The following is a 22,636-nucleotide window of genomic DNA, read 5'->3' on the forward strand; positions in this document are numbered from 1 at the left end:
AGCAAACCCTTTTTGCTAGTTATACTGAATTAAACATCTCCAGCGACAATCGCCTGTTGGGAACGGAGTACGTCTTGCAGTTGGGTCACGCTAATTTCTCTTGTGCTCACTCCCTGATTAGCTGCCAGAGCGGCTGCTGTACCCGCGGCGTGGCCTTGGCCCATGCAATGGGACTGCACGCGGGCTGAAGCTAAGGCTTCATGGGTGGCAGAGATACAGCGGCCGGCTACCAAGACGTTATCCATACCTAACGGAATCAGGCTGCGATAAGGAATATCATAGGCATCTTCCAGTTCGGTCCAGACGTTTTTCTTGTCATGCGGACTGTGTATGTCGATTGGGAAGCAGCCTTTGGTGATCCCGTCCTCGAACTTTCTGCCGCGGAGCACGTCTTCCCCGGATAATACGTAATCGCCGATAATTCGCCTCGACTCACGAACCCCGACGCGAGAGGCCGCTCCTGACAAAGAAGCCTTGGAGAAACCGGGTAAATATTTGCGGGCAAATTGAGTTAAGGAAATCACCTGTTCGCGAAGCTCGATTTCCGCCCGGATCAATTCCTCGTTTTTGGTCGCATCGATCCGATTCACGCGGGTGGCATTGAACAGGACATCTCCTTGCTTATAGTCAGAGAAAAGCGTGATCCGTTCCCGTCCCAAATTCAATTCGCCGCTTTGCTGGCCCTGAGCGATGATTTGGTTAAACCCGCTTAACGCAACCATCCGATCGGCAAAATAGCTGGGCAGGTTGCTTGGAAGGACCGGATAGGTAATCCAGACAAACTCTTCCTTGTGGGCCAGCGTATATTCGATAAAGGCATCCAGATCCACATAGCTCATCTTAAACAGAGCGGATACCGGTTGTGTCAATCCATCCTGCTGGCGGCCAAATTCGTATCTGGCTCCAGCAGCCACGGCGATGTCTCCGTCACCGGTCGCGTCGATAAACATCTTGGCATGGATACTCGATTGGGATGACTTGGAGCGGATCCCGACAGAGTGAATCTGACCGTCTGAGGCCTCTACATGGTCAACATACGTATTGAGGCGAAGATCAACACCCGATTCCAACACCAGTTTGTTCAGCACGAATTTTAAGATTTCTGCGTCAAAGGGAGTAATATAGCCGCCGGTTCCCCAGGTGCTGTTCGGGTCATCATAAGGGCATTTGATCGTTCCGGTGGAGCCTTCATACCGGACCAGCTCGTCGACAACATCTTGGAAAACCCCACGGATCACTTGTGTATCCTTATAATAATTGGACATCCATGGTCCGACCATGCTGCCTGTTCCGGCCCCGCCCAAAAAAGAACTCGGTTCAATTAGCACCGTACGGGCCCCGGTCCTTGCTGCAGCGATCGCTGCAGCCACACCGGCCGGGCCACCGCCAATGACGGCTACTTCATACTGATTGTCGCTCTTTGTCATTCTCTTTTCTCCTCTGCTATTTCTTTAGAATTCCATCCGAACGCTTCTTCATATTGGCGATTGCCTGCTCCGTCGTTTGCTCCCCGATGTAAGTGCGTTCCGATTCTTCTTCTACAATTTTTTGAATCTCGGGCATCATATCGAACTTCGTATCGACGATAAATTCTTTATCCAAGAACAGGACATGCTTGAACGATTCAACATCGAATAGCTTCTCCGGATTTTCACCTAACACCATCTGGACCACTTTGTTTTGATCGACTTTCTTCCAAGCAGGTATGCGGCCGAATGGAATCATCGGCTCATTTCCTTCTGTGACATACCACTTCATGAACTTCCAAGCGGCATCCTTATGCTTCGAACGGGTATTGATAGACATGAAATCCAGGTACCCGGTTCCTGCCGTTACGTATTGGTCATCCTTGCTGAACTTTGGTACCGGGGCAAATGCCGTCACAAAGTCATGCGGATAATCTTTGGTGTTTTTGATATTGCGGATACTGGCTGTCCCCCACCAATGCAAGGCTGCCTTTCCGCCTAGGTACACTTCTTGGCCTTGCATTTTCGTCGCTTTCACTTCCGCAAACGGCGGCTGAACCTTCAATTCATTTTGCATCTCCACTTGATGATCCAGAAACTGTTTAAATGCCGGATGGTCTAGATTGCTCGTTCCGTCCTGCTTGTATAAAATATCTGGGCCTAACTGGACCTTGACAGCCTTATCCACATATTCATATATTTTCGGAGCCGGACCGCCGACAAAAGATCCCCATACTTTTTCCGGGCCTTCTCCTTTGGTCAGCTTCTTCGCATATTCCTTGTACTCTTCCCAGGTCCAATCCTTCGGTATCGGAAGTCCGGCCTCATCGAGGTAGGATTTGTTGATTCCGACAAAGTCATTGAGGATAATCGCAGGTATATAGTGGATTTTATCACCGAACTTGAAGATCGAATTTTCTCCAAAATTCTCAGCAATATTGAAGTTATCTTTTTCGATGTACTGATCCAGCGGCTCCGTCATGCCGGCTTCCACCCGTTTAACCACCTTATCCGCCCTGTAGCCGAAGAATAAGTCGACTTGTCCGTCAGCCAAGAGGGCCGTTTCTAGCTTGGTATTTCCAGCTTCATCATTGACGAAGCGAATATACTCCACTTGGATATCCGGATTGGCCTTATTCCAATTTTCCACCACCTGCTGGGGACCAGCCTCCTCCGGTACGGCTCCCCATACCTTCAGATGAACGACATCTTTTTTTCCACCGGCATCTCCTGTCGATCCCGTAGAAGCTGGTTCGCTGCTGGAACATCCAGATAATAGGCCAGCCGCTGTCATGCAGGCAGCTAGCAATACAGTCCATCCTTTTCTCATCTTTTTCATCGTAATCCCCCTTTTATGTTCATAGTCAGTTTAAACTATCCTTTTACACCGCTGGAAATGACTCCTTCAATGAACCATCGCTGGCAGGTGATAAACAGGATGATTACCGGCAGGATGGAACTAACCGCAGCCGCCATCATCAGGGTGTACTCGGTGCCCATTTCATCAATGAAGCTGGTCAAGCCGAGCGGGACGGTAAATAACTCTGGATTATTCAGAAATACCAATGGATTGACAAACTCGTTCCAGTTCCACGTAAAGCTGAGAATGATCAAAGACACGAGCGTAGGCTTGGATAATGGCAGAATAATCCTGGTCCAAATCTGGAAGTGATTCGCCCCTTCCATTCGGGCAGCCTCCGATAATTCATTCGGAATGGTCAAATAAAACTGTCTTAATAGGAAGGTTCCGAAAGCGGTAAACACACCTGGTAAAATCAGTGCCCAATGGGTGTTATAGATACCCAGGTAGTTAAACAGAATGAAGCGCGGAATCAACGTCACCTGCTCGGGAACCATCAGTGTTGCCAGGTAGATGAAAAACACGGCATCCCGTCCTTTGAATTGAATCCGGGCAAATCCATAGGCGGCGGCTGAACTGATAAAGACGGTCCCAATGACCGTTAAACCGGTCACTTTAATGGAATTCCAATAATACTTCCAAAATGGCTGGCTGCCGAACCACACTTCTTTGTAGTTCTCCCATTCAAAGGAAGACGGAATCCATTGAATCGGATACGCAAACACCTCCAAAGGCTTCTTGAATGAAGTAGAGAGCATCCAGATGAAAGGAAGGACCATCGTCAGGGCTAACCCGAGGAGTATGACCGTCAGCGCAATCTTTCCTCCATTGTTCTTCAGCCTCCGGACGGACCAATTCGGACCGGCCCTTTCGGTTATGACCTCTTTTCCCGCTTCGATTGGCGTATTCACGCGTACACCTCCTTCCTTAATAGTTCACCCATTTTTTCTGGCCTTGCCACTGTACAAACGTAATGGCGAAGATGATGATAAATAGAATCCATGCCATGGCGGAGGCATAACCCATTTGATAGAAGCTAAAACCTGCCTGATAAATATAGAAGGTAAGGACACTCGTAGACGTTCCCGGACCTCCCTGGGTCATAATAAAGATCGTTACAAACACTTGGAACGATTGGATGATGCTGGTAATTACGACGAAAAACGTCGTCGGCGAGAGCATCGGAAGGGTTACGTGAAAGAAACTGGCAATCGGACCTGCTCCGTCCATTTTCGCTGCTTCGTACAAATCCTTGGGAATGTTTTGCAAACCGGCCAAATAGATGACCATGTTATAGCCGACGTTCGCCCACACGGTCAGAATGATGATCGCCGGCAGGGCCCATGTCGAGCTGGCCAGCCACTGCGGCAAATCCTTGATCCCGATGCTGTGCAGGAACGCATTGATCGGACCACGGGAAGGGTCATACAAAACGCCCCATACGATGGCCACGGCCACCATGCTGGAAATGTACGGCATAAACACCATCAGGCGGATCGGGGTTTTGAGAAACGCCCCCTTATTTAAACCCATGGCGATCAGAAGCGAGATGACAATGGTCAATGGTACAGTAGCCGAAACAAAGATCAGGTTGTTGATCAAGCTGTCCGTGAACCAACGGTCACTCCACATGTTGATATAGTTGTCAAATCCGACAAAATGAAACGCTTTCAAACCATTCAGGAAGTTCCAATCCGTAAAGCTGATCACCAGGGAAAACACGATGGGAACCAGTGTGAGCAGTCCGAACCCGAGTACACTGGGCAGGATAAACAGCCAGCCTGAAAGGGCTTCCACTTGATTGTGCTTAAGCTGCATGGCATCACCTCCTCTTTCTTGGTATAGCTCTATGTTACCGGGAAGGAAGGCCAAAAAAAACACCCGTTCCTTCGAAACGGGATACTTTTATACTAATTTTCAAAATGTTTTACTATTTAAGGAACTTATTCTCAGATCATTGCCCCTATTCTTAGAAAAGGAGACCTTTTCCCTTTTCTTTGGCATATTGCATCGGTGTCATGCCTGTATACTTTTTAAATACCTTAGAAAAATACTTCGGGCTTTCAAAACCGACTTGTTCACCGATATTGATCCAGTGGATCTCTCCATGTTCCAGCCATTCCTTCGCCTTTTCCACCCTGGTTTCCTGCAGGTATTGGCTGAACGGTTTTCCGGTTTCCTTCTTAAACAAATAGCTGAAATAATTCTCGCTCAGACCCACCCGATCAGCTACCTCTTTGACCATGATCGATTCCCCGTAATGGGTGTGGATATATTCCTTAGCCTGTTCGATTTCCGATCGATGGGTTGAACTTCTTAGGGTTAGAAGCAGATCCATCGCGGTCTCCTGGATACGCAAGCACCACCCGCGCAACTCCGGATAGGTTTCGATATTTCCCATCTGCTCGAACGGAGAGGATTCTGACTGGGGTCCTCCTATATGGACGCCGAATTCCTGGACAAATATCATGATCGAAGACACCCATTGCGTCATGGCGTCCCGAACCGTCGCAGGAGACACAGTCTCGTCCAGCTGGGGCGGAAATAAACGTGCAAACGCTTCGGATACCAATAGCGGATCGGCTCTTTTCAAACTGGCAAAGTAGTACTTAAAATCATCCCGATCAAAAAATCGTTTCAACGGAGCCGGCTGCGGCTCCTTCTTCCGGAAATGAAAGATCTGGCCATCTCCCTTTAAAAACCGTTCCTGCATCGCCTCATCGGCTTGCTCTCTCCCGGCCTGCCTCTGCACCGAACCCTGCATGATACGACTCAAGCCGATCGTTAGGCTGCAGTCCGGATGTTCGTCCAACAGCTCCCTCAAGGCATCTTCCACCCGCTTGAGAGAAAGGGGACCGGTCTCTTCCTTTAACAGCATCCAGAAACCGCCATCGGTAGCACCACTGACCATCGCTTGTTGAAGCAGCACATGGCGGGAGCGCGCGAGCATTCCGCGAAATTCTTCGAATCCGCTGGCGGTCTGATCGAGACGCACCTTGCCGATTACATAACGAACGGAATCGTTCAGAACCTGATCGAACATGGGAACAGCTTTTCCTTGCAGCCATTTACCGAGATGATCGGGCTGCTGCCAATCCGCATGGTAATCCTTTTCTAGTTCCAAAGACTGTTTAATCTTTAACACCGTTTCCGCAAGCTCATCCGGGGTCATCATCAGCTTTTGGACATAATCGACGACTCCCAGCCTGAGCGCCTCCCTTACTGTGGAGAAATCCTCCAATACGCTTAAAATCAAAATTTTTGCCTGAGGCAGCTCCGAGCGGACATGACGGATCAATTCAAGCCCGTCCATTCGCGGCATCCGGATATCCGTTAGGATAATATGGGGATTCGTCCGACGGATCAGCTCCAATCCGCTTTCTCCATCCGGCGCTTCGCCGGCAATTTCAATCCCGTGCCGCTCCCAAGGTACGCTGGAGATAATCCCTTTTCTTACAAACACTTCATCATCAATCACCACGAGGCGTATCATCCCAATCCCTCCTATATGGAAGCTGAATGGAAACACATGTCGTTTTCCGCTCCTCATCGATTTCCAGCTGAACGCCATGGTTTCCGCCAAAGATCATTTGGATTCGCTTATGGACATTTTTCAATCCGATGCGGGAGAACGACCCATCTTGTTCCGTATTCAACTGATGCATGATCTCCTGTCTGCGCTCTTCCGTCAGTTCGCCCCCATTATCGACGACCTCCAAGTAAAGAAGTTCTCCGTCTTTGCGGGAGCGAATCGTTATTTCACCACCCTCGATGAATAATCCGTGATGGTAGACGTTTTCCACTAGGGGCTGTAAGGAAAGCTTCGGAACAAACGCCTCCCACGTATCCGGATCTATCTCTTCCACCACCTGGATGGTATCTCCGAATCGATACTTTTGAATGACTGTAAAAGAGCGAACGTTTTCCATTTCTTCCTTCAGTCGGATCACTTCTTGTCCCCGGTGAATACTCATGTCAAGCAAATGTCCCAGCGATAGCAACATTTCCGTGATGGGCTTATTTCCCGACATGATCGACATCCATTTAATCGTATTCAACGTATTATGCAAAAAGTGCGGATTAATCTGGGCTTGCAAGGCTTCCAGCTTCGCCTTTTCTTTACTGCGTTCCAGCTCAATCTCGTTTTCCAGATGGCGCTTGAGCTTCACGACCATATGATTGAAGTTTTTTCCCAGCAACCCGACCTCGTCCCTCTCGTGGGAGGGGAAGGAGACTTCGAGGTCCCCTGACTCCACCCTTTTCATTAAGCCCCGCATGTTCCGAAGGGGCCTGGTCATCATGGAGGACGCAAGTATGAGAAGGAGTGTAAAAATAGTTAGACTAGTAAGCAGAATAAGGATGGCGATATTGCGGATCTTAAAGATCGGATTTAAGATCCCCTGATGCGGGACAATTTGCACCACTTTCCAATCCGTCAATGGGATCGTGTTGGAGATGACCTCGACCCATTCCCCGTCAATTCGGTGAGCAAACATGCTGCGTGATGAACCTAGTTTCGACTGGATATGAGGGTAAACGGTTTCAATTCTCTTCGTCTCTTCTCCCAAAAAGATCCCGTCCTGATCCACGATGAAGCCGACATTTCCCCTCTTTTCTCCTTTCAGGCGGAGTATGCCAACAAATTGCTCTACCGGTTGACTGATCACCAGCATCCCGATATCATTTTTCAAGTTCTTATCCTTGATGAGCATGGCCAATGTCACCATTTTCCCAGAATAGGGCGAGATATAACTGTCGTGATTCAGCGTCCAAGCCATATAGCCATTTTGCAGCAAGGCCTTCTGGTACCAATCCGAACGGGAGATTCGGTGGTGGGATTGGTGATTTTGTCCCCAATTCGTATATAGGTTTCCCTGCTTGTCCAAGACGGTCAAATAAACAGGGCTGTTAATGATAGCCGTCGTGATTTCCAAATACTTCTTATCCATTTGCCCTACGTAACGTAGACGTTCTCCCGCTGTTATCGGGGGCTGTTTTAAAATTTTATAAACGTTTTCATCTAAAACGATAGACATCGCCGAGTTCAGCATGAGATTCATTTCCCGTTCTATATTCCGATTTACCTGGTTTAACCGGTCTGCATTGGATTGAAAGACCTGATCGCGCAGAAGGTCCTCCACCTGACTGTACGTATAAATTCCGACTCCAACGATAGGAAGCAGGATAAAACATAAAAATGCAACGATTAATTTAGTGCGAAGACTGACAAATCGGTTTAGCATGATCTCTCCCGAAACTAGCAAAAGTTTTATTTATCATTGATAGGATTAATATAAGGGATTATTAGGTTTTAGTCATCCTTCAATTGGAGATTGGAATATTTTGGAATTAAATTCAGATACTATAGAACCTCGAAAGGGACAGCAACATGACTGTCCCTTCTTGAAGTACGCATTCTGTCCTAGACCGCCATAAAATAGGGAAACATTTTCCTCTATTCATACAACAGGAACGGGCGCCGAGCTTCTTTAAACTGTTCCACCCCTTCCTGCCACCTGCGGCAGATCTGTTCGAGGGGGGTTCCCTTCTCAATTTCCTCCATAACCCAACGATTCCCTATCAAATAGGAAGAGAAATCGTTAAACTCCACCTCATTCGGATACAGACTGTAGATCGTCTTGAGGATGGCGAGGCCCGTTTCTACCGGCTGGTACGCCACCCGATCGGTCACATGGATTTGAACCCCACCGGACAACTTCCCTTCATACTTGGAAAACTGAGGGGTAAAAAACACCGCTCGGAACACCACCCCAGGGAGTTGGAGATCATTGAGCTTGTTCGCCAGGCGCCTCCCGTCCACAAACGGGGCCCCAATGGTTTCAAACGGTTTCGTTGTTCCCCGCCCCTCGGATAAATTCGTTCCTTCAAACAAGGATGTCCCCGGATACACCCAGGCCGAATCCGGGGTCGGCAGGTTGGGCGAAGGCGGAACCCACGTAAGCGGTGTATCCTCAAAGCTAAGCTCCCTCTTCCATCCCTCCATTTTGACAACGGTCAAATCACAGCCTATGCCGAATTGTTCGTTGAACAGCTGAGCTAATTCCCCCACCGTCATTCCGTGGCGCACGGGAATTTCATACCGACCCACGAACGAGGAATAGGAAGGCTCCAGGACAGGACCTTCCACCTTTACCCCGCCTAACGGGTTGGGACGATCCAAGACAATAAACGGAAGGCGATTTTCCTTAGCGGCTTCCATGGCATACGCCATCGTGTAAATATACGTGTAGGCGCGTGAGCCGACATCTTGAATATCGAATAAAAGCACATCGATGCCCTCCAGCATGGACGGAGTGGGCTTTTTCGTTTTCCCATACAAACTGTAAACCGGCAACCCCGTATGCTCATCCTTATAAGACGCCACATATTTCCCCGCTTGGGCATCCCCTCGAACTCCATGCTCGGGGCCATACAAAGCCTTGAGTTGAACCTGCGGATGCTCAAAAAGCAAATCCACGATGCTCCTCAAATGCTGGTCTACCCCAGTCGGATTGGTAATGAGACCGACTTTTTTTCCTCGAAGTAGATCCAGCCGCTTCTCCAGCAGCACCTCCACCCCTAGCTTGAATTCCGAGTCCGCCCCTCCCGTGGAGGGAACCGTGAACAGCAGAAATAGGATGAAGAGAATAACAGCATATCGCCTCACACAGATCCTCCTATTCCTCGTAAGTTAATCCATGACCATAAGGGTAAAGCACGCCCCCGTCAAAACCCGGAATGGTAACGGGGAGCTGGCCGGAAGGTTCTTTTTCGCCAAATATCACATCGGCTGTTGCCTTTGAGCTGACGGGACGGAACCCATATTGCACAAGATACGCATCCACCTCATCAGGAAAAGCCATGATGTCATAAGGATTGCGTAATCCAACGGCAATGATCGGCCCCTTCACCGTTTGCGCCAGCTCCTTCACTAGCTTCATTTGGGCATGAGTCGGCTGTCGTCCCTCCACATTGAAGGTGTAGGTGCCTAGGATGAGCAGATCCGCACTCTTCAACTCGGACCACTCTTCCCGGCTAGGCTGAAACTCCATAAATCCTGAGGATTTCACCTTCACCAGCTGGGTATTCGGGTGATGGGATTGGACGGCTTGAAACAAATCGTCCACCGCCGCGCTGCCTACAACAACGATCTTCTGCTCCGCCTTCGGTTTTAACGGCAAAACCCCATCGTTTTTCACGAGCGTGATCGAACGAACCGCAATTTCCGATTCCAAGGCCTTATGCTCCAAAGAACCGATGACATGGATCGCCTGTTGGATCTGTGTCCCTATCCATGTCGGCGCCTCTTCTTTGAAAATCCCTCGTTTCACCTTCAAGGCCATGATTCGCTTAACAGACTCGTTAATGCGCTCTTCCCTGATCTCACCTGTTCGAACCGCTTCATACAGCCCCTCCGCGACGTCCTCCAGCCCCACCGGCATTAGGATAATATCTGCCCCCGCCTTGACGGCACGCACCGCGGCATCCACCGGACCAAAATGATCGGCAATGGCCTTCATATCCATGGCATCCGTCGAAATCACCCCTTCATACCCCATCTGTTCCCGCATCAATCCCGTCAGGACAATCGGAGACAACGTGGCGGGAACGGCAATTTCTGATCCGTCCAGCTCCGATACCGCTTTGGAGGGATCAATGTTGGGAAAAGTCACATGAGCCGTCATGATGGCATCGATGTTTTGTTTCATGGCTTCCTGAAAGGGCAAAAGCTCCATCTGAAAAAGGCGCTCTTTGGAATGCGGCACTTCAGCCAATCCGAGATGGGAGTCGACCGTCGTGTCCCCATGACCCGGGAAGTGCTTCGCGGTGGCTGCCACCCCCGCGCTTTGCATGCCGCGAATATAAGCCGTACCCAGCTCTGCGACCATCTGCGGATTTTCACTAAACGAACGCACCCCGATCACCGGGTTGTCCGGATTATTATTGATATCCATGACCGGGGCAAAATTCATGTTAATGCCCAGCGCCTTGAGCTCCTCGCCAATCGCCTTTCCCGCCCGAAAGCTCAGCTCCGGATCGCGCGTAGCCCCTAAGGCCATGTTTCCCGGAAACTGCGTTTCTGATTGCAGCCGCGTCACTATCCCTCCCTCTTGATCAATGCTAACCAAAAGCCCGAACTTCTCCGAAGCCTTCTGAAAATCCCGGATCAATTGCGCGGTTTGCGCGGTCGTCACCACATTTTCACGAAACAAAATGACTCCGCCGATATGATACTTCTTAACCAGGGCTTCGATATCCGGCAGCATGGCGGTGACACTTTCCTCGTGATACTCCCGAAAATCCGGCATAAGCATCTGCCCGATCTTTTCCTCTAGAGTCATCGTTTGAATGGCATAACTGACGACCTCATATCGTTCGTCATCTTCTTTTATCGCGACTACGTTTTCCGGTGGATCCCACTTCAGCGTAATCCGGTCAGTATATAATCCGTCCGTCACCCGGATGACCGTTTTTCCCTTTTGTCCATGAAATGTAACCCGACCGTCGGATGTGACTTCAGACACGGCGGGGTTCGAGGAGGTCCACTGCACCCCTTCGCCAGCCTTCGTAAAATGCCCCCCGCCATGCCGGTGCAAAGCGGACAGCTGGACTTGATTGGCTTCTAGTTGCAGCTCCGCTTGCGGGATATTTTGATCAATAATTAAGTCAGAAAAAAGCGGCCCTTCCCCGCTTGCCTCTCTACCAGCAGACACCTGCGCCACAAAAAGCGCGAACAAGAGAAACCATTGAAGCCCGCTTGATTTTTTCTTCAGCATGAGTCTGGTCTTACTCCTTCTGTTGTTTTTTCGGTTGTCGATGGGTTCACCCACAATGTTGTTTAACTGAATGCTCAAGGTCCACACTAGTGATTCTACACGAGGGGGCCGAGTACGGATAACAGGAGAAAGTCCGGTTATCAACCCTCCCTCTCAGATCTACCCCTCGACCTCGGATGCTAATCGGGCCACTTCCCGCCGCAAGGCATTGATCGAAGGAGTATCACGTGTGGGATGGACCCGATTGGTAAGCAAAATCACGACCGTCTCCCTGTTGGGGCTAATGACCAGCGAAGTTCCGGTATACCCGGTGTGTCCATAAGACGCGGAATCAAACTTGGTATCCATATACCAGTCTTGACATACCTCCCAGCCGAGGCCATGTCCATCCCCAGGGAACTGAGGGATTTGGTTTTCCGTCAGCAGCTTGATCGTTTCCGGTTTTAAAATGAGCTTCCCGCCATACGTGCCGCCATTCAACATCATGTGGGCAAATACCGCTAAGTCCTGGGCAGTGGAAAACACGCCGGCATGGCCCGCTACGCCGTCAAGAGACCAGGCATTTTCATCATGCACCTGTCCCCAGACCATTCCCCTCCCTATCAATGGCTGATACTCGGTTGCCGCCATGCGCCGCTTTAGCTTCGCTGAAGGATTGTACCCGGTTTCTTTCATACCCAAAGGATCCGTGATCTCCTCTTTTACGTATTCATCTAAGCCTTTGCCCGTCAATCTCTCCACTAAAGCTCCTAACGTGATCAGGTTTAGGTCACTGTACGTGTACTTTTTACCCGGACCATTTGTGAGGGGGTGACGGTACACCGCTTGAAGTCGTTCTTCCCTCGTGGCCCCCATCTTATAAACAGGAACCCAAGCCGGAAAACCTGACGTATGGGTCAACAGCTGGCGGATAGTTACTCCTGATTTCCCATTTTGTCCAAATGCCGGCAAATATTTCATCACGGGATCGTCTAGCTTGAGCTTCCCGTCCTCCACCAGCTTCAACACGGCGGTCGCTGTAAACACCTTACTGATCGAGGCGATATCAAAGATCGTGTCTTTTTTCATAGGCCTAGGCTCCGCGGCTGGGTTGAACTGGTCATCTTCATAGCGATAAGCTTGTCCATAGGCTTCGTGCTTCACAACAGTCCCTTTATGGCTGATCAACACAACCGCCCCCGGTATGAGACGATCTTGAACCGCCTGCTGAATCACCTGATCAATAGGGTCCATTGCCTGGGAAGCGGCAGGAATATGAAGGCTTGTCCAACCGATCCCTGCAATGAATGCACCAGCTGCCAATGTTGCCGCCCAGGCCCTTCCGGAAAAAGGAATCCTCCTTGTCAATACCTGCTCAACTCCTTTTTCCTTTCAGTTTTTGGAGTTCTTGGATTTACCTTACATGGTAAATTAAACCAACCATTTTCACATCTTTTTTTCCTATCCGTACAAAATGGTATATAGTGGGGTTAAGAATGAAATTGAGAGAGGATGCTTATATGAAACTCATCGCCTTAGATATGGACGGAACACTACTCAACCATCATCACACGATTAGTCCCGCGAATGCGGAAGCCATCCGCCGGGCTCAATCCAGCGGCATTCACGTGGTAGTCGCGACGGGCCGTTCCTACCAGGAAGCCCACCCCCTTATCCAAGAGGCCGGACTGCACTGTCCTCTTCTTTGCTTGAACGGAGCCGACATTCGGACAGCAGAAGGGAAACGAATCGCCCATTTTCCCCTCTCCCTGACTCAATACCAGCAGATCGCGGATGTATTGAAGAAAGGCAACGTCTACTACGAAGTGTATACAGAAAAAGGAACGCTGACGGAGGATCGGGAAAAAGCATTGTCCTTTCTTAAAGCTTACTTCACAGGGACAAAGCTGGAGCAGGACCCGGTTTACCTGCACACCCTTGCTGAGGATCGATTTGCTACCGGGGCCGTCCGTTTAATTGAAAGCTACGACCAATACTTTTCGGAGCAAAAGGCTCCCATCTTTAAAATTATGGGCTACTCCTTGGATCCTTCTAATCTGTCGTGGACAAAAGAGGAATTGCAGCAGCTTCCCGGACTTGCCATCAGCTCCTCTGCCCCCATTAACTTAGAAGTGAACAGCGTTCAAGCCCAAAAAGGAAATGCCGTTCAAGCTTATGCAGACTCTCAGGGCATTTCCTTAGCGGAAGTGATGGCTATAGGAGACAGCTTCAATGATCTTTCCATGATGCGGATCGTGGGAATGCCCGTGGCCATGGGCAACGCGGCAGAAGAGGTCAAAGCGATTTGCCGATTTACGACGAAGACGAATGGAGAAGATGGCGTGGCGTTTGCGATTGAGAGGGAACTGGCGAAGATTGGGGTGGGATGAACAGTCTTCTTCCGAGATCGAGAGATTTTCGAGAGAATACCCAGGCATTTCGAGAGATTTTTGACTGTTTTCAAGAGATTCCAAGGCCTGCCTGAATCTAAAGCTCTACTGGATTCATATATATAAAAATTGAACAGTAATAGTTTAATCATTATAAACTCTCATTTCGCGTGAAACACGAAGAGTGGGGTCAGACCCGCCATATCCTATATCGGATGGTGCTCAGACCCCACATTTTCAAAATAATCCCGATAAGCCAATTTCCCACGACAATAGGTCATTTTCACCCTCAACTGCTCATCCAGGACCACCAGATCCGCATCTTTTCCAGGACGCAAGCTGCCTTTTCGGTCAAAAAGGCCGAGCTGTTTCGCCGGATTTTCGGATGTCATGCGGACAATGTCCCGCAAGTCACACCGAGTGGCTGACATCATATGAATGGCGGCATCCCTCATTTTCACGATGCTTCCCGCAAGTGTCCCGTCTTCCAGGACCGCCTGTCCATTCGCCACCTGAACGGCCTGTCCCCCCAACGAATACGTGCCATCGCCTAAGCACTTGGCGCGCATCGCGTCAGTAATGAGAATGAGCTTTTCCGATGTTTTCTGGCGAAACGTGAGATCCAGCATCTCGGGACGGACATGTATGCCGTCAGCAATCAGTTCCGTCGTGATTTCCTTGTGCAGTAAAACCGCCCCCACAACGCCAGGCTCTCGGTGGTGCAGGCCACGCATACCGTTGAATAGGTGTGTCGCGTGGCAGACCCCCGCTTTTACCGCCTCCACCGCCTCTTCATACGTCGCATCCGAATGACCGATCGAGGCCACTACACCTGTCTCCTTGAGATGAGCTGCCAGCTCCAAGCCTCCCTCCCGCTCCGGGGCAAGCGTAACCAGCCGTATATGACCACGGGCTAGCTCCTGCCATTTTCGAAACAAAGCTACATCGGGAAGACGAATGGCCTCCACCGGCTGGGCTCCGGCTCTCTTCGGCGAGATAAACGGACCTTCCAAGTGAATGCCCAGGACCTCAGCTTTTCCCAGCTGATTTTCTTCTTCGATATAAAAAGCCACATTTTTTAAAGCCTGTTCAATGAAGACCTCCTCCTGCGTCATGGTCGTCGCCAAAAAAGCCGTCGTCCCCTCTGCCGGCAGCGCCTCCGCCATTGTACTGATCGATTCCGGGGTAGCATCCATCGTGTCCGCCCCAGCTGCTCCATGAATATGTACATCGATCATCCCTGGGATGATGGTCCAGTCAGTAGGAAGCTGAACCTCATTCGGAAGCTCCCTTTCCCCTCGCCCGATCTCCGTAATCCTTCCCTTGTCCACAACAAGATAACCCTGTTCGATCACATCCTCTTCTCCATAGATCCGAGCACCACGTAATACCAAACGTTCAGTTCTCATCTTACACTCCTTTCTCCTGGCAGAAATAACGGGAGCTTTTCCACCTATATCACAATTTCTCATAAAAAAAAGCAAAATAACAGGACCTTCTCCGGTTAAGTCCAGAAAAATGCACCTTTTTCGCACCTCCCACGGAAATAACCGGAGCTTCTCCCCTATTCTACCCTTTTCTCTGTCAACATTCTGAAATAACCGGGCTTTCTCCTGTTATTCGAAGCCAACCGTCTCATTCCGCCTCTTATTGTACCCACTGGTCATAGTCTTCTATCGCAATTCCCTGGTAAAAATACTGTACAATATCATTGGCCGTTTTGCCGCTTTGTGCCATGCCATGGGCCCCCCACTGGCTCATTCCTACGCCATGGCCATAGCCATAGGTCGTCACCGCCAGCTTCCCATTCTTCATACTCCACTCAAAAGAAGTAGAAGGCAAGCCGAGCTTCTCACGGATCTCCTTGCCAGTGAATGTCTTTTCCCCAATTTGGATTTTCCCAATCCGGTTTCCTGTGGTTCTCTCCACCACCTTATACCAAGCATTCGGTGCCGATGCCGTGACCGCAATCTTCACACCCAGCTTCTTTTCCACATCCGCGATGGAAAACGTATTTGTCCCTTGATATTTAGGCGATGCCTTATCCCATGGCACTTCTACGCTGCGCAGGTACGGGATTTCCGAAGCCCAATATTCCTCGGAGTTTTCGGTGTAGCCATTGCTCGTAGAAAAAAACGTGGCATCAATCGGCTTACCATCAAAAGTGAGCACTTTCCCCTGCGTTTCTGCGACCGCTTGGCGGACCCGCTGGATCTTCCAGCTATAATCGGTTCCCCACGCTTCCCGCCTTTGCTGATCATCCAGAAAAACCTGATGCTGTACGGTATCGGTGACCTGTGCTCCTTCCGGAACATCCTTAAAATCCTTGCTTGCCAGCCTTCGGACAATATAAGTGCGGGCCGCCATCGCCTGGGCTTTCAACGCCTCCAGCTCGAAATCCGCCGGCATCTCCGCCGATAATACGCCCACAATATATTCTTCAATAGGGTACGACTCTACCTTCTTGCTTTCTGTTCGGTACACGGACACATCAATCGGACTTTCTAAGGTACTGGGTGGAGGATTATCTGGCAAGGACACCTCCGGTTGTTTTGGGGTAAAAAGCGTAATCGTTGCAGGGATTACCATAACAATGATGAGTAATACAGCTAGTCCTAATCCAATTCGTTTCATTACACCCCTCCCGATGTCGCGCGGTCTTCCCGCTTAAATCTACTAAGATATCTATTCATCGAAGAGGGGGAGTATGTTTCTTTTATAAGTGTTTTGGGGCTAAATTATTTTCCCTTCATTTCCCTGGGAAATAACAAAGAGACCCCGCAGGATCTCTTTTAATCATCAATTACTATTCTTGAATCATCTGCATTACTTCTTGCTTCAACGCATTCAGCTTCGATACGGAATCTTCCACACTATCCCCTTTGACTCCGAGGTAAAACTTAATTTTCGGCTCCGTACCTGATGGGCGTGCGGCAAACCAAGAATCATCCTGCAGGAAAAACTTCAGTACATTGGCTTTCGGCAGTCCATCGATTCCATCTTTATAGTCTTTGACTTCCTTGACTTTCACCGCTCCGATTTGGCTTGGCGGCTGCTTCCGCAGATCCTCCATCATTTGGCTGATCTTGGCTACCCCTTCTACACCCTTGAGTGTTAAAGACACCAAATCTTCTTTGAAATAGCCCACATTAGAAAACAATTGAAGAAGCGCTTGATAAACCGTCAACCCTTGCTTCTGATAATAAGCCCCCATCTCTGCCGCTAACAGACAGGCTTGGACCGCATCCTTATCCCGGCAGAAGTCGCCAGCCAAATAGCCGTAGCTTTCTTCATAGCCAAAAAGGAACGTTTTCTCCTTCGTTTCTTCGAACTGCTTGATCTTTTCTCCGATATATTTAAACCCGGTCAACGTATCGAGGGTATCCAAACCGTAACTCTTTCCAACTTCAGCACCGATCTCTGACGTAACAATGGTTTTAATGACCACCCCATTAGCCGGAAGAGTCCCTTGCACCTCGCGCTGGGACAAAAGGTAATCCAACAGCAATGCCCCCAACTGATTTCCCGTTAAAACGGTAAACTCGCCTTCCTCATTGCGCACGACCACACCAGCTCGGTCTGTATCCGGATCCGTTCCCATGATCATGTCCGCTCCTACTTCTTCCGCTAAAGCGATAGCCAGCTTGAATGCCTCATGCTCCTCCGGATTCGGGGATTTCACCGTAGAGAAATTCGGATCCGGCAGTTCCTGTTCAGGAACCACATACACGTTCTTAAATCCCATGTCCGCTAAAACTCGCCGAACGGGAAGATTCCCTGTTCCGTGCAAAGGCGTGTAAACCACCTTATAATCCTTGTTGTTCTCTCTTGGCTGCAGGGCCAGGGTCCTTAGCCTTTCCTGGTAAGCCTCATCCACTTCCTTGCCTAACCACTGGAATAATCCTTGTGCCTGTGCCTCTTCCAACGCCATCGCCTGAACCTTCAGCTCATCCTGCACCCCGGCAATCTCTTCTGTAATGGCATCCGCTAATTCTGTAGCAATCTGGGCCCCATCTGACCAATATACTTTATACCCGTTATATTCTGGGGGATTATGGCTCGCTGTGATGACAATACCAGCCGTCGCTCCCAAATGGCGCACAGCAAAAGAAAGCTCTGGAGTGGGACGCAATTCCTCAAACACATACGCCTTAATCCCATTTTGAGCGAGCACCCGTCCAGCTTCCTGGGCAAACTCTGGCGACTTATGGCGTGAGTCATAAGCGATCGCTACCCCTTTTCGCTTCGCTTCCTCCCCTTGCTTTGCGATGAATTGAGCCAAGCCTTGGGTTGCTTTTCTTACTGTGTAGGTGTTCATCCGGTTGGTTCCTGCGCCAATCACACCGCGTAAGCCTCCGGTCCCAAACTCAAGAGATTTATAGAAACGGTCTTCGATTTCTTTTTCATTTCCCTCAATGTCTACCAGCTGTTGCTTGATTTCTTCATCTAAATGGCCGGCTTGTTTCCAGCGCTCATATTCTTGGCGGTAATCCATGTTTCTCCTCCGAATGTTTTAGGATGTACTTTCCTATTTTAACAATTATCTGGGTTTTTGTGGGGATAATTTTTTGAGATTCCGGGTTTATGTATATTTTTTCCTATTTACTTTCAAGTAATCTGTTGTATAACTCGCTACTTTTGTTCTGTAATTAGAACAATATAATTGAAAATACCTATATAAAGAACGAAAAGGTGGCTCCTGTTCTGATGGATGATCTTTATAAGAAGCCCTACAGAAGCCCTACCATTTTAGGGCATTTTGCGATTACTTTCGAAACCATTATTTCCTCTACGGATCTTTCCACACCACCGGATGGCAACAAACCAATTCCCTCTCCTGAAGAGCAAGAGGATTCCCCTACCGGAAAGGGGAAATCCCCCAAAGGGGATTCCGTCCCTAACACAGGGCCATCTCCAAAAGAAGATCCATTGCTCAAAGAGCCCTTGAGTGAAAATAATCCAAGCAGGGTTGAAAGCGGAGAGGGCTTATCAGGAAATGATGAGAACACATCTGCCAATAACGATATTTCTTCTCATGAGTCATTCAAAAAAGCACATGAGGAATCCGTCAGCCAATCCATCGCAGCGGGGACAGAAATCCAAGCAACAGCGGGCCAAAGCTACTACGACCTTCCGAACACGGGTACTTCCTGGTACATCTGGGGAATGGAAGGAGCGATTATAACAAGTCTATCTGGTTTAGCTTTATGGTTGCGTCAACGGGAGGAACGAAAAAAATGATCGGATGGACTAGGATACTGCACTTGATTTTCGTCAGTTCTCTTTGTGTCGTTTTCCAGCTATGTCGTTGTCGCTAAAGATAACAAGCATGCTGTAAAGTTGAGCTCTGAATCTCAGCTAACCTTAATCACTTGTTACCCTTTCTCCTTCACAGGGGACGCCCCATATCGGTACATTATTACTGCAAAGTTAAAAGAATAAAAAAATCGCCCCACTGTCTAAACAGCGCGGCGATTTTAGTGTGTCTTTACGCATATGAAGTTCTTAACTTAATCACGTTCGGAGCTAGCTTTTCCGCTTCCTTCCGCTTCGCTTCCTCTTCGGACAAGCGAGTGATGGTCGCGCCTAAGCCGCGAAGCTTTCCACAAAGATCAACATATCCCCGGTCGATATGGTGCAAGGCTCCGACTTCCGTTTGCCCTTCGGATACGAGGCCCGTAAGAACCAAGGCCGCTCCCGCACGGAGGTCAGTCGACGTGACTTGAGCTCCTTTCAGCTGGGCACCGCCTTGAATCACTGCACTTCTTCCTTCAATCTTGATCCTAGCTCCCATGCGCTTAAATTCATCCACGTGCATGAAACGATTTTCAAAAACCGTCTCCGATACCACACTGGATCCTTCCGCGGTTAGCAACAGAGCCATGAATTGAGATTGCATATCGGTCGGAAAACCAGGATGAGGCAAGGTCTTCACGTCAACCGCCTTGAGCTTGCCCGTGGCCGTGACATGAACGCCATTCTCCTCCTCCTTGATGATGACTCCCATCTCCCGAAGCTTGGCAATCACGGGACGAAGGTGATCACTGATCGCCCCTTCCACGTACACATCTCCGCGGGTAATCGCCGCGGCAACCATGAACGTACCGGCTTCGATTCGATCGGGAATCACGGTGTGGACGGCTCCTTTCAGCTGTTCCACTCCCTCGATCTTGATGGTGCCCGTACCCGCACCGCGGACCTTGGCCCCCATCGCATTCAGATAATTGGCCAGATCAACGATCTCGGGTTCTTGTGCAGCATTTTCAATGATGGTTGTGCCATCCGCCAAGGTGGCCGCCATCATGATGTTTTCCGTAGCGCCTACACTCGCGATATCCAAGTAAATCTTGGTCCCGCGAAGGCGTCCTTGCACGGAGGCTTCAATATATCCTTGACCAATATCTATATGCGCACCCATCGCTTCAAAGCCTTTCAGGTGCTGGTCGATCGGCCGGGTGCCAATAGCACAACCGCCTGGTAAAGACACGCGCGCTTTTCCCTTTCGGGCCAGCAAAGGACCCATGACGAGGAAAGAGGCACGCATTTTCCGGATTAGCTCATAGGGCGTTTCTGTGCGATCGACATCGGTTGCATCTACTTCTAAAATTCCTTGTTCATCATATGTGACTTTTGCATTAAGTGCTCGTAAAACTTCGCCGATCGTGTAGACATCATCCAAGGCGGGCACATCATGGATGACACTCTTGCCCGATTCTGGCAGAAGGGCTGCCGCAATGATCGGTAGGACTGCGTTTTTTGCTCCGCTAACTTTAACTTTTCCTGATAAACGTGCTCCACCGTGGACTATGATTTTGTCCAAAGTACTTTTCCCCCCGCTGCTAGTATTCCAATCCTGATTTGGTGTTATATGGGGTGCCTTATATGTCCGAAGGGGGACCCCAACATTCGGTTCGTAACGGCATGAGCGTATACGTCCGTCCGTTCCACCACTATATATCAATATTCTATAGTGATGATGGGGGTTCCAATGGTTATTCTAGTTACGTCGAGCATTTGATCCACATGCATACCGGCTTGGACATTCATAGGACGACCATTTGTCATTATGTAAGACGAAAGGCGAGACGTATAAGCCGATATACTTTTTACCGTAGAATCTTCCACCTGCTCTACTACTTCAGCACCCAACAAATCAAGCAGTTTGTGTAGTTTCATTAATTGAACGTCATTTTCCAGTGTAACATTATAAATTCCTTGGACACAAGTGTTAAAATGAGGTAGTATTTGCGAACGTTCTAGGGCTTTATACACAAAATCGTGTTGAGTCTTGAGACTTGCTATTGCGGAAGGCTCAGCCGTGAGCTTTACTGTCAAGTAGCTGTCCCATGCACCTGTCCTAGAATGACTAGGCATCATCATCACCCGAAGATCGGTCGTGACGCCTTGGTTGAGGCTTTGAAAATGGAATTCCTTTTGTTGTTGGCGATGCGTTTCAGTCAGATTTAGCTCCGACCCCAATTGCTCCGCAAAACCCTCCACTTCCTGGGGATCCTCAAACGTCCGATAAGAGGTTCCTAAGTGAAGATAAATCTGTTCCGCATTCGCCCCTGTATCCTCCATGGCTCGCATGATTTGGTCAAGGGCTGCGTGCGTTTCCTGCGCATCCTGCATCGGTTGCTGATCAGCAAAAACCGTCCATGAAAATAACAACATCAAACCGACTAATGCGGTGTTTTTTCCCCAATTTTTAATCATAGCGTATTCTCCTCTTCCCCATTTATCTGTACTACCTATTTTTACCGGGGAGAGGAAACTTATACCATCGATTCCTAAATCCTACTTAAGGCACAAACAATTGCTTAAGCATCATCGACCATCCGAGATAGTCCATAAAAAAGCGAGCCACACCGTGCCCAAGCGCAACCGACACGAGGATTTGCAAAGCCTTTACCTGCGGACTCTTATAGTCCTTCACAAACAAATCCAGGCGAAAGCACTGGATTGCCCACCAGCTAATCCAGATAAAAACAAGCGATAAAAAGATATTAATCAATCCAGTGGATCCAAGACCCATGGTCAACACTCCTTCCTATATATAACCCTTGGCCCGGGTAAATAAAATCCCATAAACGAGTTCGATATCTGTAAATTCGTTAGCCAAAATCCGATTCACAACATCTTCAACCGACACCAATTCCACTTGAAGATCTTCATCAGGATCTAAGCTTTGCTCCCCAAAAGAAAGTCCCCTGGCTACAAACAAGTAAGCCTTCCTCGTATGATGAGAAGACATCGGATGATAGGTTCCTGCCGCTATCCACTCCTCGGCCGTAATCCCCGTCTCTTCCCTGAGTTCACGCCGTGCCGCTTGCTCCGGCGTTTCCCCCGGATCGATGGCACCGCCAGGAAGATTGTACTGATAGGCTTGAATTGGATAGCGGTACTGCCTCACCAGTCCAATCCTTTGATCCTCGGTGATCACCACTACGACTACGGTTCCCGGGATCTCATCCTCTAAGTAAACATAGTCCGTCTCCTTCCCCTCCGGAGATTGCAGGAGATCTTTTCGGACCCGTATGTATCGTTCATGGAAAGGAATCTGGCTATCGATGCGCCGCCATTGGTCAAACCCCATGGTCACTCCCCCATCTTTTTTCAATTTTTCCTCACATAAGTATACATTAAAGCCTACTGCCGTGCATA

The 22,636-nt window shown here is 49.2% G+C and carries 18 protein-coding genes and 1 pseudogene; 3 read left to right on the forward strand and 16 right to left on the reverse strand.

Going from position 1 to position 22,636, the window contains the following annotated elements; translation table 11 throughout:
• Window positions 1-29: 29 nt before the first annotated feature.
• From ABLT31_RS20375 to ABLT31_RS20415, 9 genes and pseudogenes are all read right to left on the reverse strand, one after another.
• Window positions 30-1,427, reverse strand: coding sequence for an FAD-dependent oxidoreductase (locus ABLT31_RS20375; RefSeq protein WP_367755079.1), 1,398 nt, complete (start codon window positions 1,425-1,427; stop codon window positions 30-32).
• A gap of 16 nt (window positions 1,428-1,443) precedes the next feature.
• On the reverse strand, window positions 1,444-2,805 hold the full coding sequence (locus tag ABLT31_RS20380; RefSeq protein ID WP_367755081.1) for an ABC transporter substrate-binding protein: 1,362 nt from the start codon (window positions 2,803-2,805) through the stop codon (window positions 1,444-1,446).
• A gap of 35 nt (window positions 2,806-2,840) precedes the next feature.
• The gene (locus ABLT31_RS20385; protein ID WP_367755083.1) at window positions 2,841-3,737 is read right to left on the reverse strand and encodes a carbohydrate ABC transporter permease; all 897 of its coding nucleotides are present in this window, start codon (window positions 3,735-3,737) and stop codon (window positions 2,841-2,843) included.
• A gap of 16 nt (window positions 3,738-3,753) precedes the next feature.
• Window positions 3,754-4,644: a carbohydrate ABC transporter permease gene (locus tag ABLT31_RS20390; protein WP_367755085.1), complete on the reverse strand. Its 891-nt coding sequence runs from the start codon at window positions 4,642-4,644 to the stop codon at window positions 3,754-3,756.
• Window positions 4,645-4,795: 151 nt separating this feature from the next.
• On the reverse strand, window positions 4,796-6,319 hold the full coding sequence (locus tag ABLT31_RS20395) for a response regulator transcription factor (protein ID WP_367755087.1): 1,524 nt from the start codon (window positions 6,317-6,319) through the stop codon (window positions 4,796-4,798).
• Entirely contained in the window at window positions 6,297-8,069 is a 1,773-nt protein-coding gene (locus ABLT31_RS20400) for a sensor histidine kinase (protein WP_367755089.1), read from the reverse strand. Before ABLT31_RS20400 ends, ABLT31_RS20395 begins: the two co-directional genes overlap by 23 nt.
• A 212-nt stretch (window positions 8,070-8,281) precedes the next feature.
• A complete protein-coding gene (locus ABLT31_RS20405) occupies window positions 8,282-9,493 on the reverse strand; it encodes an exo-beta-N-acetylmuramidase NamZ family protein (RefSeq protein WP_462976517.1) in 1,212 nt (403 codons plus the stop codon).
• Window positions 9,494-9,503: 10 nt separating this feature from the next.
• Complete coding sequence (gene nagZ / locus ABLT31_RS20410; protein ID WP_367755091.1) at window positions 9,504-11,603, reverse strand: beta-N-acetylhexosaminidase; 2,100 nt, start codon at window positions 11,601-11,603, stop codon at window positions 9,504-9,506.
• A 171-nt stretch (window positions 11,604-11,774) separates the two neighbouring features.
• A pseudogene (locus ABLT31_RS20415) lies at window positions 11,775-12,827 on the reverse strand (serine hydrolase domain-containing protein); the annotation flags it as partial.
• 251 nt (window positions 12,828-13,078) lie between these two features.
• Here ABLT31_RS20415 and ABLT31_RS20420 point away from each other — a divergent pair.
• Window positions 13,079-13,972, forward strand: coding sequence for a Cof-type HAD-IIB family hydrolase (locus ABLT31_RS20420; RefSeq protein ID WP_367755093.1), 894 nt, complete (start codon window positions 13,079-13,081; stop codon window positions 13,970-13,972).
• Between the two features lie 206 nt (window positions 13,973-14,178).
• On the opposite strand, the gene nagA is transcribed toward ABLT31_RS20420, so the two are convergent.
• The 3 genes from nagA to ABLT31_RS20435 form a co-directional block, all read right to left on the reverse strand.
• Entirely contained in the window at window positions 14,179-15,381 is a 1,203-nt protein-coding gene (gene nagA, locus ABLT31_RS20425; protein ID WP_367755095.1) for an N-acetylglucosamine-6-phosphate deacetylase, read from the reverse strand.
• 238 nt (window positions 15,382-15,619) lie between these two features.
• A complete protein-coding gene (gene spoIID, locus ABLT31_RS20430) occupies window positions 15,620-16,606 on the reverse strand; it encodes a stage II sporulation protein D (RefSeq protein ID WP_367755097.1) in 987 nt (328 codons plus the stop codon).
• Window positions 16,607-16,778: 172 nt separating this feature from the next.
• Window positions 16,779-18,467 carry a phospho-sugar mutase gene (locus ABLT31_RS20435; RefSeq protein WP_367755099.1) on the reverse strand — a complete coding sequence of 563 codons (1,689 nt, stop codon included), beginning with the start codon at window positions 18,465-18,467 and terminating at the stop codon, window positions 16,779-16,781.
• A 212-nt stretch (window positions 18,468-18,679) separates the two neighbouring features.
• Here ABLT31_RS20435 and ABLT31_RS20440 point away from each other — a divergent pair, with 212 nt between their 5' ends.
• On the forward strand, window positions 18,680-19,213 hold the full coding sequence (locus ABLT31_RS20440) for a hypothetical protein (RefSeq protein ID WP_367755101.1): 534 nt from the start codon (window positions 18,680-18,682) through the stop codon (window positions 19,211-19,213).
• Window positions 19,214-19,258: 45 nt separating this feature from the next.
• Window positions 19,259-19,414, forward strand: coding sequence for a sortase domain-containing protein (locus tag ABLT31_RS20445; protein ID WP_367755103.1), 156 nt, complete (start codon window positions 19,259-19,261; stop codon window positions 19,412-19,414).
• A gap of 46 nt (window positions 19,415-19,460) precedes the next feature.
• Here ABLT31_RS20445 and murA read toward each other — a convergent pair whose 3' ends face one another.
• The 4 genes from murA to ABLT31_RS20465 form a co-directional block, all read right to left on the reverse strand.
• Window positions 19,461-20,792, reverse strand: coding sequence for a UDP-N-acetylglucosamine 1-carboxyvinyltransferase (gene murA, locus ABLT31_RS20450; protein WP_367755105.1), 1,332 nt, complete (start codon window positions 20,790-20,792; stop codon window positions 19,461-19,463).
• Window positions 20,793-20,929: 137 nt separating this feature from the next.
• Window positions 20,930-21,688: a YwmB family TATA-box binding protein gene (locus ABLT31_RS20455; RefSeq protein WP_367755107.1), complete on the reverse strand. Its 759-nt coding sequence runs from the start codon at window positions 21,686-21,688 to the stop codon at window positions 20,930-20,932.
• Window positions 21,689-21,773: 85 nt separating this feature from the next.
• Window positions 21,774-22,007: a DUF1146 family protein gene (locus tag ABLT31_RS20460; protein ID WP_367755109.1), complete on the reverse strand. Its 234-nt coding sequence runs from the start codon at window positions 22,005-22,007 to the stop codon at window positions 21,774-21,776.
• A 15-nt stretch (window positions 22,008-22,022) separates the two neighbouring features.
• Entirely contained in the window at window positions 22,023-22,568 is a 546-nt protein-coding gene (locus ABLT31_RS20465; RefSeq protein WP_367755111.1) for an NUDIX hydrolase, read from the reverse strand.
• Window positions 22,569-22,636: the final 68 nt, after the last annotated feature.

The sequence above is a fragment of the Ammoniphilus soli genome (genome assembly GCF_040813775.1).